Consider the following 12896-nt stretch of genomic DNA (forward strand, 5'->3'; position numbering starts at 1 on the left):
GCGTCCCTCATGACCTGCCGATTTCGTCAGGAAGCGTCGGTTGCGGCCCTTGCTCTCCTGCCTTGGCCGGTTGATGCAGAATGCGCAGCAATACCCACAAACCGATGCCGAACACCACTAGATAAAAAAACAGAATCGTAACCGTGGAACCAATGACCTGGTCACTGGAGACTGCTGACGCACTGTCCGCCGTCCGCAGCAAGCCGTAGACCGTGAAGGGCTGTCGGCCGACTTCCGTGACTACCCAACCACTGATCATGGCCATGAAGCCGGCCGGAGCCATCAGCAAGCAACAACGCTGCATCCAACGCGTGCCGTATAAGCGGTTTCGACAGCGCAGCACCAGGCCGGTGATCCCCAGCGCGAGCATGAGTAACCCCAGCCCGACCATCACGCGAAAGGCCCAGAACACGACCCCAACAGGGGGAATGTCCTGAGACGCGAATTCAGTCAGCGGTTTGATCGTGCTGCTTAGGTCATGACGCAGGTACAGCGAGGCGATGCGTGGTATCGCCAACTCGAAATGATTCCGCCGCTCGGCCATGTCTGGCAATGCAAACAAACGCAGGGGCTCACCGGCTCCGGGTGCTGGACGCGTCCACGCACCTTCCATCGCAGCTACTTTTTGCGGCTGGAATTTCAAGGTGTTTTCGCCGTGCAGGTCGCCTACGGCAATTTGCACAGGTGCCAACACTGCGACTGCCCACAGCGCCATCGAAAACTGCACTCGGGCACGCAGATTGGTCGAGTCACGTAGCAACTGCCACGCACTCGCCCCCGCGATCATAAAGGCGGTGGCCAGGAAGGTCGCGAGCATCATATGGGTGAAACGATAGGGAAAAGAGGGGTTGAATATGATTGCCCACCAATCCTGCGCGACAAATCGGCCATCGGCGCCAATGCCGAAGCCACGGGGGGTATGCATCCAGGAATTGGCCGACAGGATCCAGAATGCGCTGATGATGGAGCCGACGGCCACCGCGCAAGTGGCGAAGAAGTGCAGGCCTGGTCCCACCTTCTTCATGCCAAACACCATAATGCCGAGAAAACCCGCCTCAAGAAAAAACGCGGCCATCACTTCGTAAAACATCAGGGGGCCCAGGATTTCTCCCGCCTGGGTGGAGAGGCGCGACCAGTTGAGACCGAACTGATATTCAAGCATGAGCCCTGAGGCCGTACCGATGGCGACATTGAGGGCGAATATCTTCAGCCAGTACTGGTAGATATCCAGGTACATCTGCTCTTTGCGCCACAGCCAAAGGGCCTCCAGTACCAGAAGGAAATTCGCCAGACCGATGCTGAATGCCGCCAACACAATATGGAAGCTGATGGTCACCGCGAACTGGGTTCGCGCCGCCATCAGTCCCCACTCAACACTGTCCATATCGGTTCCTCTGCTCGATAGCCCTCTATACGACCTGGTCCGTTTCGGGGACCGCTTGGTCGAGATCATCGGCATCCGGTTGAGCCGGTATCAAGATGACAGGCACTGATTTCGCAGCGGGAACCTTGCTGCGCTTGGCGTAATGCCATAGAGGGACCAGCGGATTGGATTCAGGATAGTAGGAGGCAGCGCATCCTTGCGGTATGTCATAGGCGATGATCTGAAATGGCCCGACTTCGCGCCTGACTTCTGGCTCGATGGCCGTGCGCAAGCGTACCCAGGCACCCGGTGCAAAGCCCAGGCGCACAATGTCATTGCGGTTCAGGAACACGACTTTGCGGGTACCTTTCACTCCCCTGAAGCGATCATCGTAGCCATAGACCGTCGTGTTGAACTGGTCGTTGCTGCGCAGGGTCATCAGTTGCAGAACGTCCCGACCCGCTTCGCCCTTTGAGACATCGTCGTCTTCGTCGAGCGTTTCCGGGGTGATGAACTGGGCTTTTGCGGAAGGCGTAGCCCATTGACGATGAGCTGCGCCGAGGGGGCGATGAAACCCACCGGGCTCCCACATGCGCGCTTCAAAATCATGGAAGATTTCCGGATAAACCTTGCTGATGGCTTCGCGAACGAGGGCGTAGTCGTGCCGCCAGTGCAGCCATGGGATAGTAGCGGTGTCACCAAGCGTAGCGTTGGCCAACTCGGCAATGATTGCCGCCTCTGAGCGCAGCTGCTCACTGGCCGGTTCTGCGTTGCCGCGCCACCCGCGAATGCAACTGGTGCTGTCCTCGGTGGTGTACGCCTGCTCAACGCCCAATTGCCGGTCGATCTCGATTCTTCCCAGGCACGGCAGCAGCCAGGTATGTTCGCCGGGTACCAAGTGCGTGCGATTGAGTTTGGTGGCGATCTGTACGCTAAGGCGAAGCGCTGCCCACGCGGGCTCCATTCGACTGGTATCAGGTACGGCGCGCAGGAAGTTGCCTCCGAGCCCGATGAAGCCCTTCACACTTGCATCAAGAATCCCCTCGCAAGTGTCTACTGTCGTCAGCCCTTTGCGCTCAGGAACAGTGAAGCCGAACAAGGCCTCCAGCTTGTCCTTGGGGACCTTTGCAGGGTCCTCGGTAATCCCTACGGTTCGCTGTCCCTGTACGTTTGAGTGACCTCGTACGGGACAGATGCCAGCTCCGGGCTTACCTATGTTGCCGCGTAGCAACAGCAAGTTGACCAGCATCTGTACGTTGCCGACCCCGTGTCTGTGCTGGGTCATGCCCATGCCGTAAACGATCATCACCTTTTCGCTGCGCGCGTAAACCGTGGCTGTAGCCTCCATTGCACTGCGAGTCAGCCCGGATCGCTGTTCCAGCTCATTCCATGAATAACCGTGTACCTGGTCCACAAAGCGGGTGAAGCCGTCAGTATGTTGCGTGATGAAATCGTGATCCAGGACACTCGGCTCGCCGCTTTGTTTGGCCCGTTCTTCCATGTCGAGGAGCGCCTTGGCGACGCCCATGACCGCCGCGGTATCGCCACCGATAGCCACCTGGTGATACTGCGTGCTGATGGCGGTCGATTTCGGGCCAAGCATTTCGACAGGTGACTGGGGGTTTACAAAGCGCTCCAACCCGCGTTCGCGAAGGGGGTTGAAGGTGATGATCGGAACCTTGCGCTTGCGCACCTCTTGAAGCGGGTGGAGCATGCGTGGGCTGTTGCTGCCGACGTTTTGTCCGAAGAACAAGATGCAATCGGTGTGCTCGAAATCTGCCAGTGTGACCGTACCGACAGGTACCCCGATGCTTTCTTGCAAGCCCACCGAGGTGCTTTCATGGCACATGTTGGAGCTGTCGGGGAGATTGTTCGTGCCATAGGCGCGGGCAAAAAGCTGATACATGAATGAGGTTTCGAGTGAGGCGCGCCCTGACGCATAGAAAACGACCTCGTCCGGGCTCAGTGCCTGTAACTGTTTGCCGATAGCGTTGGCTGCCTCTTCCCATGTCGTCGTTACGTAGTGATCGGACTGGGCATCGTAACGCATCGGATGGGTGAGACGGCCGTGCTGCTCAAGGTCGAAATCCGTCCAGTCGCGCAGTTCGGTCACCGAGTGGGCCTGGAAGAAATCTGGGCTGCTGCGCAACGACGTCAGTTCCCACGCCGTGGCTTTGGCACCGTTTTCGCAAAACTCCAAGGCGTGGGGGTCGCCCGGCTTGGCCCATGCGCAACTGACGCAGGCGAAACCCTGCGGCTTGTTCTGCTTGATCAAAGCGGCGCCGCCTTTGATGAAGGCCTGCTCACGCCAAAGGATGTTCATCACCGAATGAGCCGATCCCCAGCCGCCTGACGCTGAGGTGTAAGGTCGAAAATGTGAAGTGCCGTGAATCAACCTCATGTCAGACCTCGCCTCGTCATTATTTGTGTCTAAACGTTACGAGTGAGCGGTACGCCTGAAGTTCGGAGATTCTGCCCGATGGTGCGGCAGTGGGATCAAGGATGAATTGCGCCATGTACGCAGGACCTGTCGGCGGCGGCTACGCCGAGGTCTCAGTGAGTTCCCGGATACCGCGTCTCCATCACGATCGACAGTGCATCCGGGCGCCAGAATTCCTGGTCGAACTCCACTGGCTGGTTGTCTTCGCCAAAGTTCAAGCGCTCCAGGTATACGCTGGTGGAACCCGGCGACAGTTGTAGCAACTCGGCCTGTTCTTCATTCACCGTGCCGGTATGCATCTCCAATTCGCAGCGTGATTGCACCCGCCCAAATCGTTCGCGCAGTAGTTGTGTCAGCGAGGCGTTCAAGTCGACCTCCAGCAGGCCTGGGCACCAGCTGGCGAGCAAGGCGTTGAACTCCAGCAGCACCGGGCGGCGGTCGATCCAGCGGCGGCGTTGCAGGAAAAACACTGATTCGTCCGCCGAAGCCAAACCCATGCGCTTGGCCAGCCACTGGCCAGCCGGGCGCAGTTCGGCGTGCAGGCATTCAGTGCGGGGGGTGCGGCCCTGGGCGCTGACGTAATCCATGAAACCGCTGATGCGAGTCGGGTCGTAGCGGATGCGTTGGGGGCTGACAAACCAGCCCCGGCGATTTTCCCGATACACCAGGCCCTCGGCTTCCAGTTGCTGCAGTGCCTGGCGCAACGTGACGCGAGTGCAGCCGAAGCGTTCGATCATTTCCCGCTCGGAGGGAAATTTCTCGTCGGCCTGGGGGACTCCGGCGGCGATGTCGTTGGCGATCTGTTCGCGGATGCGTTGGTAGTGCGGGGAAATCGGGTCGAAAGGCATCCTGGGGTTCCGTGTGCAGGCATGACATGGGGTGACTCTACCGTTCCTGTTGGCGCAGGTCACCTGTCCGCGCAGGCTTCAAGCCAACCCTTGGCTAGATGCCCTGTTGCTGTCGTTGCTGCAGCAGGAAATCCCGTCGCCAGGCCCGCAAACCATAGGCCGCCAGCAGCACAAAGCCGGCGTAGAGGGCAGCGGTCAGTTGCAGGTCTTTGTACAGGAACAGACCCACGTAGGCCGCGTCCAGCACGATCCACAACCACCAGCTGGCCATGTATTTGCGCGCTGCCCACAGGCTGGCCACCAGGCTGAACGCGGTCAGCAGCGAATCCAGCCAGGGCAGGGCGGCATCGGTGAAATGGTGCATCACCGCGCCGAGGGCAGCACCGCCAACCACGCCCGCGAGCAAGTGCCGCCATGCCTCCCTGGGTGGCAGGCGCTCCACCCGAACCTTGCCGGCTTCGACGCGCCCAGTGCTCCAACGCCACCAGCCATAGCCTTGGAGCACGGCGAAGACCAGTTGCAGGAGCATGTCCGAATACAGTTTCACATCGAAGAAGATCCAGGCGTACAGCAACACCGCGACCACACTGACCGGCCAGCACCAGCGCACCCGATGTGCGGTGAGCCAGACTCCGGCGATGTTGAAGAACACGGCGACGATTTCCAATGGCGACATAGGGTTCTCTCACGACTCATTTTCTAGATACAACGCCTGTTGCTTGAGTTGGCGCTTGCGTTCAAAGGGTAGTTTTTCCTGGTCGCCATAGGGGGCGCTGTACCAGTTGCCGTAGGTCGGGTTGGGCAACAGGCGGTTGTTGCTGGCAGCCCACCAGGGCGGTGGAGAGCAGGCATACGGTGGAAATAAACAAATTACGCATGGGCAGTCAGCCTCAAAAATTGACGGTGGCGGACAATCGCGCCGTGCGCGGCGCACCCAGGAACAGGTAGCCGTCGCCGGCGGACTCACCCACATCGCGCCAGTAGCGTTTGTCGAACAGGTTGTCGACAGTCAGGCGCAGCACAGTATCGTAATTGCCAACCTTGGTGGTGTAGCGACTGCCCACATCGAACACTGCGTAGTCGCCGACTTTCACCGTGGCCTCGCGGTTGGCGTATTTACTGGCGCTGTATTGCACCCCGCCGAGCAAAGCCAGGCCCGGGATGCCGGGAATGCTGTAGTCGCCGTGCAGGCTGGCGCGCAGCTTGGGCACGTTGATCGCTTGATGGTCGTCGTAGCGGTCGGTGCCGCTGTCGCTGACCCGGGCACGGATCGCCGCGACGCTGGCCGAGACTTGCAGGTCCGAGGTCACGCGACCGTTGGCAGACAGTTCGATCCCCACGTTTTTCTGCTTGCCCTGCTGCACGAAGTTGATGGTGCCGTCTTCGTTGGGTCGGTTGTATTGCAGGTCCTGGGTGATCTGGAACAGTGCGGCGGTCAGGCTCAAGCGTTGGAAGTCACGCTTGATTCCCACTTCCAGTTGGCGCGAGGTGGTCGGCGGCAGCACCTCCTCAGCGTTGCTACTGAACCAGGCGGCCTCGCCACCCAGGGACAAGCCCTTGCTGTAGCTGGCATACAGCGATGTGTCCGGGCGCGGCTTGTAGATCAACGCCACTTGGGGCAAGAACACGCTGCGCCGGGTATGGCGGGTGGTCTCGCCGGCCTGGTTGTAGGTCTCCTCATCGAGGCGTATCTGGCGCCCGCCAAGAATGGTTTGCCACTGCTCATTGAAGCTGATGCGGTCGCTGGCAAACAAGCCATACTGGCGGCTATCGAGGCGGCGGTAAGTGTGACCCAGTGGGCCGTCGTAGGGCTCCAGCACCGGCGATGGCTCATAAATATTGCCCTCGCCTATGAACTCGTTGACTGACTGGCGCCGGTCTACGAGGCGGCGGAACGCAGTGGTGCCGAAGGTCAGGTCATGCTTGAGCAAACCGGTGTCGAACTGGCCATTGAGCGCCGCCTGGGCTTCTTCGTTGCTGCGGGTGTCGTCGGGGCTGCGGTAGTCGGAGATGTCATAGTCACCCTCGGGGCTGAAGTGGTTGGGCACAGCGGTGTTGGCGCAACTGGCGGCACCGTAGCAACCCCAGGCGAAGGTGCTGTAGTCGTCGATCACCACACGGCTGCGGGACGCACTGAAGCTGGCCTTCCAGGCTTCGTTGAAGCGGTATTCGAACAGTCCGTCCAGATTCAGTGACCGTATACCCACTGGGTTCGACCAACTCTGGTACGCGAGCAGGTCCTTGGGCGAAACGTGATGCGGCACTTCGGTGCCGCCGAGCAGTTGATAGCCCGGCACCGAGCGCTGTTCCCGGTCCTGGTATTCGGCATTGAGTTGCAGCAGGGCGTTGGGGCTGATGCTCCAATCCACGGCCAGCGAGGCGAAATCGCGCTTGCCGTCGGCGTGGTCGACGTAGGAGCGAATGTCTTCATGGGCCAGGTTGATGCGCACACCCAGTTGCTGTTCGGTGCCAAGCCAGCCGCCGACGTCGGTGGCCAGGTAGCGCTCGCCCTGTTCATTGGTAGACACCGTCACCGAGCGCACACTTTCCGGACGCTTGCTCACGTAGTTGACCAGCCCGCCGGGCTCGGAGACGCCGCTCTGCAAGCCCGCCAGGCCTTTGAGCACTTCCACCTGTTGTTTATTTTCCAGCGCCACGTTCTGTTCGCCGGTGATGGTGCGGCCGTTGATCTTGTAACTGCTGGCCGGGTTCAGGGCAAAGCCGCGCACCACGAAGTTCTCGTAGTAGCCGACCGGGGCGTAGCTGTCGCCGACCGAGGCGTCGTTTTTCAACACCTCGCTGAGCAGGCGCGCCTGTTGGTCTTTCAGGCGCGCTTCGGTCATCACTGCGACGGACGCCGGAGTGTCCAGTAACGGTGCGTTATCGAAGCCGGCAACTGCGGCTTTTTTCGCCTGGTAGTCAGTACTTTCCTGGCCGAGGACGGTGACGGTGTCCAGGATCTCATCCTGGGCCTGTACCGCCGCAGCGAAGGTGATGCCCAAGGCGAGCAAGGTGTAGCGATAAGGTGTAGCCATGTAAAGAGCGCTCCAAAGGTCTGCCTGCCGCTGCCGTACGCTTTTTATCGGGCATGAAAGGGCCCAGCGCTGCGCAACGAAGGGGTTGCCAGTTCGAAATGAAAAAAGCCGGGTTCGCCAGAAATGGCGTCAGGCCGGAGCTGCTCCGGTAGTCATTGGTAAGCGTGCATCGGCGGCCCATTCCTGCAGGGAACCGTCGTAAATTGCGATGTCCTGGCGACCCAGCAGGGTCAGGGCCAACGCGTTGGCAGCCGCGGAAATACCGCCGCCGCAATACAGGATCAGCGGGCCTTCGCTGTGCAGCAGCGTGGAGCCGATTGCCACCGCCAGGGCATCCTTGGGCAGGTAGCGGCCGTGGGCGTCGAACAGAAAGCGGGCCGGCAGGTTAAGGCTGCCGGGGATATGCCCGCGTCGGGCGTAGCGGGTGGCAGCGGCACCTTCAAAAAGGGCCGCGCCGAGGGCGCAGATCAGTTGTCCCGGTGCGTTGCCAGCGACGATTGCTTCTACGCCGCCGCGGTCAATCCACAGCTCTGGGCGTGGGTTGATTGACCAGGGGTGCACAGGCGTTATCGGTTTGGCAGGGCCGCTGTGTTCTGGCAGACCCGCCTTTCTCCAGGCATTGAAACCACCATCCAGCACCGCAGCGTCGGCACCCACGCCGCGCAGCATCCACCACAATCGGGCGGCCCAGAAACCGTCGGCGCGGTCGTAGATGACCAGGGTTTTTCCTTCGCCTGCACCGAGGTTTGCCAAGGCCTCCACCAGCACCTCGGATGTCGGCAAAGCAAAGCTGAAGCTGGCCTGGGTGTCCGCCAGTTCAGTCAATAGATCGGCATGCCGTGAACCCGGGATATGCGCCTGCAACCAGCCGTCATAACCACTATCGACGCGGTAGTCGCCATCGAACTCGGGTGACGGCAGCACCACGGTGGCATCCAGCACCACCAACCCAGGATCGTCCAGGTGCGCCTGCAGCCATTGGCTATCGACCAGAATACTCATACGGTCTTACGCCGGATATGGTCGAGCAGACGTTGCCCCTGAGCCCCGGAAAACCAGCGCAGATGACCCAGCAGATACGCGTAGTACGCCACATCGGCGCTGGCGGTGGAGCCCACCACGTCATGGAAATACGCGATTTCGGACAGCGCGAAATCCACATGCACCAACGGCAGCAAGGCGCTGAGGGTCTGCAAGTCGCCCGCGCTCAAGGGACGAATCTGGTGATAACCGGCGAGCAGGGCATCGGTGCTGTCCAGATCGGCGCGGGCCGCCCCCCCAGTGTCCAGCTCCAGCCAGGGCACTACGTTGCGCTCGAGGGCGGTGGCCAGGTCGAAGAGGGCGAAGGTGCGGTCGGCCAGGCCGAAATCCAAGACGCTGGAGACGCTGCCGTCTGCATTCCACAACAGGTTCGAAGCGTGCCAGTCGTTATGGGTCCACAGCGGCGGTTGTTGACGCAGCAGGGGGTATAACGCGTTGTGCCACGGCAACAACAGTTCGCTGAGTCGGGCGTGCCAATCCTTGCCTGCCAGGTAAGGGCTGGCGCTGCTGGCAATGGCTTCCAGGGGCGCCGACCGTTCGATCAATCGCGCATTGGCCACCAGCACCGCGGTCTGGCGCTGTGGCGCGGCGTAGTGTTCGGCGGCCTGATGCAGGTGTGCCAGAGCCTGGCCGGCGGCGAGGGCATGCTGATGGTTTTGGAATGGCGACCACGACAGCGCATCGCGGTACAGGTCCAGGCCCTCGGCGACGTGGTGCACTTCATAGGTCCACTCGGCTTGTACCGTGGCCGTCGCGCCATGCCGATTCGGTATGACCGCCGCCACCGGTGCGCCCTGGCGATGCAGGTGAGCGATCAGATTGTGCTCTTCTTCCAGCCACGCGGCTTGGCGCACCTGCCGGTGGTGACGTTTGACGAACAGCGTCGCGTTGCGGGTGGTGATCAACCCTGCGGCGGAAAACGGCCTTGGGCTGTGCCAATGCAGACTATGCAGCGGGCCCAGTTGGGGGTAATCGCGCAGCAGGTGTTCGATGTCTGTTTCGTGCAGGGCCGGCCAGTCGGCGGCGACCGGCTCCAATCCCAAGCCGTGCGCGGTGCGTTGGGCGTTCATGCGCTCACCTCGGGCAGGTAAACGTTGCTGGTTGCGCCTTGCCACACCTGTGGGTTGTCGAGCACCGCATGCTCATGCAGCCACTCGGCATACGGGGCAAGCAGCGCCTGGCGTTGCTCGCCCCAGCGGCCTTCATGCAGCCAGGTCGGGGCGATTTTATGCAATGAGGCACTCAGCAATTCGGTCGGGAAGTACGGCGTGGTGTGTTCGTAGGCGGTGAGGGCAATCGATGGATCCTGAGCCACGGCCAGATAGCCACGCGCTGTAGCCGCGACGAAATCACGCACCACCTCGGGCTTGTCCGCCAGTGTGCGTTCATGGGCGCCGAGCAAGTAGCTGTGATAGGCCGGCGCACCCATCTGATCCACTGGCAACACGACGCGGCGCGACGCTTCGATTGGGCTGTGCATCAGTGCTTCCCAGGCCCAGTAACCGCCGAAACTTGCGTCGGCGATGCCATCGGCGAGCTGTTCAGGGCGCAGTTCGCGCACGCCGCTGTTCACCAGAATCACGCCGTCGAAGTCGCCTCCGTCGCGGCTTACCAGGTGGCGCACCATGGCCAGGCCGCGTGGTGTCGGGTTGAGTGCCAGCCGCTTGCCGACCAGATCACGGGGGCGGCGGATGCCAGAATCGGTGAGCGTCTGGATCGACTCCAGGCCGGCATGGTTGATTGCAGCGATGCCTTGCAACGGTTGACCCAAGCTGCGGCGCACCAGCAGGCGGTTGCTGGGGAACACGCCGAAATCCGCCGCGCCGGTCAGCAGGTGCTGCAGGGTGTCGCCACGGTATGGGTCATGCACCACCAGTTCCACATCCAGGCCCAGTTCTTCATACCAGCCGCGCTCTCGTGCCAGGTAAAAACCCGCCGAGTTCGGCCAGGGATGAAAGTATTCGAGCATTACCTTTACCGACACCATCGCTTGTCACTCCAGCCCAACGTCTTTTCATGGAAGCGTTTTATAAGGGAGTGATCTGGTATATACCAATATCCTTTGTTGCTATGGATATAACTGCACCGTGCCACCTGAGATTGACTTCATCGTTGTTTCGTACCCAATCCTAGGGTGGTGGGAGTCGAAGAAATAGCCATTGTGGCCGCGGCTTGGCGAAAGCATTTTGTTGGAGGGAAGGGCGATTGCGGCTCGCTGAGACTCACGCCCCACCTTGGCGGTCTCTGGATCCTTTGACGAATATCCACTTTTGGCGGTTTTCTGTAGGCGTCTGATTAAGTCGACTTGACGCAAGGGATTGCAGGTAAAGGCGCAGACGCAAGTGTGAGCAGTGGCCATATCGTCATCCAGTTTTTGGACTTGAAGCGGTCTTGAAAGATCATTTTTTTCTCCGTGGCAAACCTCCCCGCAGGCCTGATAACCAACCCAAATAGATCATCAAGGCCCAACGGTGCTGCGATCTCGCATGAACCTGCCTCTCGTAGTCTGACGGCTACCGCCGTTGCGGTTTCCGGCCAGTAGCGCATTGCGTCGGTCGTAGAAAGGTACGGTTCATCCCCATTCTGAATATGCATTTTGGCTTGGTTTTTTACAGACCACATGACGGTCGGATCCAGCCGTCTGAGGAAGGTCTCCAGGGCTATATCTTCCTCTGGGGAGCAACGCCTAGCGTCAAACCAAATGACGTCGACGTCTGTTGATACAGGAGATGAACTGCGCCCGTGCAAATAGTCCCAAACAGCGTTTCGGACGAAACCAGCGCCTATCCAGCAGTCTGGCAAATTGAGAGAGCGCACCATTTCAAGTATTCGCCACCGAACGGGGTCATCTGAAATAATCGCTTGGATTATCGAATTACTGTCTGTTTCCTGGCGTAGCCGCCAGCGATCTTCATCACTCATTTCCGTGGCGTGTCGCTCGACTTAATACAGCCCGCCAAGGCTTGGCGAAAGCATTTTGTTCGGCAAGCGTGGATCGCAGGCCTGGTCGGCGGCCAAGGTAAGCCGCAATCTGTTGCTGGGTGAAGCCTTGATTTACGTGTCGAAGAATACCAATGCGCGCAGTTCGATGCTGCGGCGTGGCGGCGCGTCCTTTGGCGTGGTGGGGTCATCAAACGCCGTGTGAGCACTCAGTCTGGCCACATCGTGCCGTGAATCATGGATTTTCAACAGCAAGGCCTCGTCCGGGCGCAGCTGCGGGTAGTAATACCAGCGATGCGCCGGGTTGGCCTTGACTGAAAACGTTTCGCCGACTTTGTCGCGGTACACCAGGTCGCTGGGCAACAGATCGCTATCAGCCATGCTGCGCGCATCGCACAAGGCAAGGGGCGTGCTCTGCACGGGCGCGCCGATGGGACGCCACACGTTGATGATTGCAAAGCGTTTGAGCAGGCGCTGTTCGGCTTCGTTCGCCGGGAGGTGGTCGCGCACACGGCGAATGGCCGAGCGCTCGGTCTGGTCGTTGTGCACGTACCGCACTGGCTCGCGCAAGCCGCGCGCCTCACGACCTGGGTCATCGACGCGGATCGTGTGGTCGAAGATCACCACCTTCACCGCGCCGGTGTGTTGTTTGAGCAGGGCTTCGGTTTCCGGGTAGTAATACAGGCGCACTTGTTCGTCGTCTTCAAGGTTCGCAACGGCGCTGATGTGATCGACTTTTTCGAAGCCCTGGCGGTTGATACTCGCCGGCTCGTCGAGTAACCGTGCGTTGTGGATGGTCACCTGAGTCGGGTCCAGCACGCCGCTGCGTTGGGCCACGCCGTCCGGTGGCGGGTAGGTGTAGCTCACTGGACGCGCGCCGGTGTCTTGAAGGTAATTCAGCACGCTGCGCACGGAGGCGGGAGCAAGTTGAGTCTGATGGGTTCCCATAAAACACCTCCAGGTCAGAACGGTTCCTTGAATGGCCGCAGGTCCAACTCCTGGGTCCAGGCGCTGCGCGGTTGCAGGTCCAACTCCTGGGTCCAGGCGCTGCGCGGTTGAGTGTGCAGGTACCAATAAGCGTCGGCGTGCCGCTCACCACCACGCGGTAACCCTCGCGGGCGAAGCGTTGCTGACAATCTAACTGTCGCCGAGCGCAAGGAATAAGAATTTCGAAAGCTAAGGTTATGCTCGCGGTCCGTGAACTTGGTTCAATGTCCTCAACAGCTCGT

General features: G+C 60.4%; 11 protein-coding genes and 1 pseudogene. All 12 read right to left on the reverse strand.

Going from position 1 to position 12896, the window contains the following annotated elements:
• Nucleotides 1–7: 7 nt before the first annotated feature.
• Nucleotides 8–1384 carry a cytochrome ubiquinol oxidase subunit I gene (locus RGM2987_RS22810; protein WP_245145070.1) on the reverse strand — a complete coding sequence of 459 codons (1377 nt, stop codon included), beginning with the start codon at nucleotides 1382–1384 and terminating at the stop codon, nucleotides 8–10.
• A 25-nt stretch (nucleotides 1385–1409) separates the two neighbouring features.
• Complete coding sequence (locus tag RGM2987_RS22815; RefSeq protein ID WP_245145071.1) at nucleotides 1410–3764, reverse strand: FdhF/YdeP family oxidoreductase; 2355 nt, start codon at nucleotides 3762–3764, stop codon at nucleotides 1410–1412.
• Between the two features lie 152 nt (nucleotides 3765–3916).
• Entirely contained in the window at nucleotides 3917–4651 is a 735-nt protein-coding gene (locus RGM2987_RS22820; protein ID WP_245145072.1) for a UTRA domain-containing protein, read from the reverse strand.
• Nucleotides 4652–4745: 94 nt separating this feature from the next.
• Nucleotides 4746–5327: a nicotinamide riboside transporter PnuC gene (gene pnuC, locus RGM2987_RS22825; RefSeq protein ID WP_245145073.1), complete on the reverse strand. Its 582-nt coding sequence runs from the start codon at nucleotides 5325–5327 to the stop codon at nucleotides 4746–4748.
• Between the two features lie 9 nt (nucleotides 5328–5336).
• Nucleotides 5337–5459 (reverse strand): annotated as a pseudogene (locus tag RGM2987_RS27600) (acid phosphatase); the annotation flags it as partial.
• A gap of 82 nt (nucleotides 5460–5541) precedes the next feature.
• The gene (locus RGM2987_RS22830; protein WP_245145074.1) at nucleotides 5542–7686 is read right to left on the reverse strand and encodes a TonB-dependent siderophore receptor; all 2145 of its coding nucleotides are present in this window, start codon (nucleotides 7684–7686) and stop codon (nucleotides 5542–5544) included.
• A 129-nt stretch (nucleotides 7687–7815) separates the two neighbouring features.
• On the reverse strand, nucleotides 7816–8688 hold the full coding sequence (locus RGM2987_RS22835) for a rhodanese-like domain-containing protein (protein WP_245145075.1): 873 nt from the start codon (nucleotides 8686–8688) through the stop codon (nucleotides 7816–7818).
• Nucleotides 8685–9797: a phosphotransferase gene (locus RGM2987_RS22840; RefSeq protein WP_245145076.1), complete on the reverse strand. Its 1113-nt coding sequence runs from the start codon at nucleotides 9795–9797 to the stop codon at nucleotides 8685–8687. Before RGM2987_RS22840 ends, RGM2987_RS22835 begins: the two co-directional genes overlap by 4 nt.
• Nucleotides 9794–10714, reverse strand: a complete 921-nt coding sequence (locus tag RGM2987_RS22845; protein WP_245145077.1) for an ABC transporter substrate-binding protein — start codon at nucleotides 10712–10714, stop codon at nucleotides 9794–9796. Before RGM2987_RS22845 ends, RGM2987_RS22840 begins: the two co-directional genes overlap by 4 nt.
• A 308-nt stretch (nucleotides 10715–11022) precedes the next feature.
• Nucleotides 11023–11649, reverse strand: coding sequence for a nucleotidyltransferase family protein (locus RGM2987_RS22850; protein WP_245145078.1), 627 nt, complete (start codon nucleotides 11647–11649; stop codon nucleotides 11023–11025).
• A 132-nt stretch (nucleotides 11650–11781) separates the two neighbouring features.
• The gene (locus RGM2987_RS22855; RefSeq protein WP_245145079.1) at nucleotides 11782–12615 is read right to left on the reverse strand and encodes a CmcJ/NvfI family oxidoreductase; all 834 of its coding nucleotides are present in this window, start codon (nucleotides 12613–12615) and stop codon (nucleotides 11782–11784) included.
• A 14-nt stretch (nucleotides 12616–12629) separates the two neighbouring features.
• Entirely contained in the window at nucleotides 12630–12803 is a 174-nt protein-coding gene (locus RGM2987_RS22860; RefSeq protein ID WP_245145080.1) for a hypothetical protein, read from the reverse strand.
• Between the last annotated feature and the right edge of the window lie 93 nt (nucleotides 12804–12896).

It is taken from the genome of Pseudomonas sp. RGM2987, assembly GCF_022952855.1.
Lineage (GTDB): Bacteria > Pseudomonadota > Gammaproteobacteria > Pseudomonadales > Pseudomonadaceae > Aquipseudomonas.

Coding starts and splice junctions, on each gene's coding strand:
- RGM2987_RS22850 (WP_245145078.1), bottom strand. CDS start 11,649: ATGAGTGATGAAGATCGCTGGCGGCTACGCCAGGAAACAGACAGTAAT.
- RGM2987_RS22830 (WP_245145074.1), bottom strand. CDS start 7,686: ATGGCTACACCTTATCGCTACACCTTGCTCGCCTTGGGCATCACCTTC.
- RGM2987_RS22815 (WP_245145071.1), bottom strand. CDS start 3,764: ATGAGGTTGATTCACGGCACTTCACATTTTCGACCTTACACCTCAGCG.
- RGM2987_RS22810 (WP_245145070.1), bottom strand. CDS start 1,384: ATGGACAGTGTTGAGTGGGGACTGATGGCGGCGCGAACCCAGTTCGCG.
- RGM2987_RS22845 (WP_245145077.1), bottom strand. CDS start 10,714: ATGGTGTCGGTAAAGGTAATGCTCGAATACTTTCATCCCTGGCCGAAC.
- pnuC (WP_245145073.1), bottom strand. CDS start 5,327: ATGTCGCCATTGGAAATCGTCGCCGTGTTCTTCAACATCGCCGGAGTC.
- RGM2987_RS22820 (WP_245145072.1), bottom strand. CDS start 4,651: ATGCCTTTCGACCCGATTTCCCCGCACTACCAACGCATCCGCGAACAG.
- RGM2987_RS22840 (WP_245145076.1), bottom strand. CDS start 9,797: ATGAACGCCCAACGCACCGCGCACGGCTTGGGATTGGAGCCGGTCGCC.
- RGM2987_RS22855 (WP_245145079.1), bottom strand. CDS start 12,615: ATGGGAACCCATCAGACTCAACTTGCTCCCGCCTCCGTGCGCAGCGTG.
- RGM2987_RS22835 (WP_245145075.1), bottom strand. CDS start 8,688: ATGAGTATTCTGGTCGATAGCCAATGGCTGCAGGCGCACCTGGACGAT.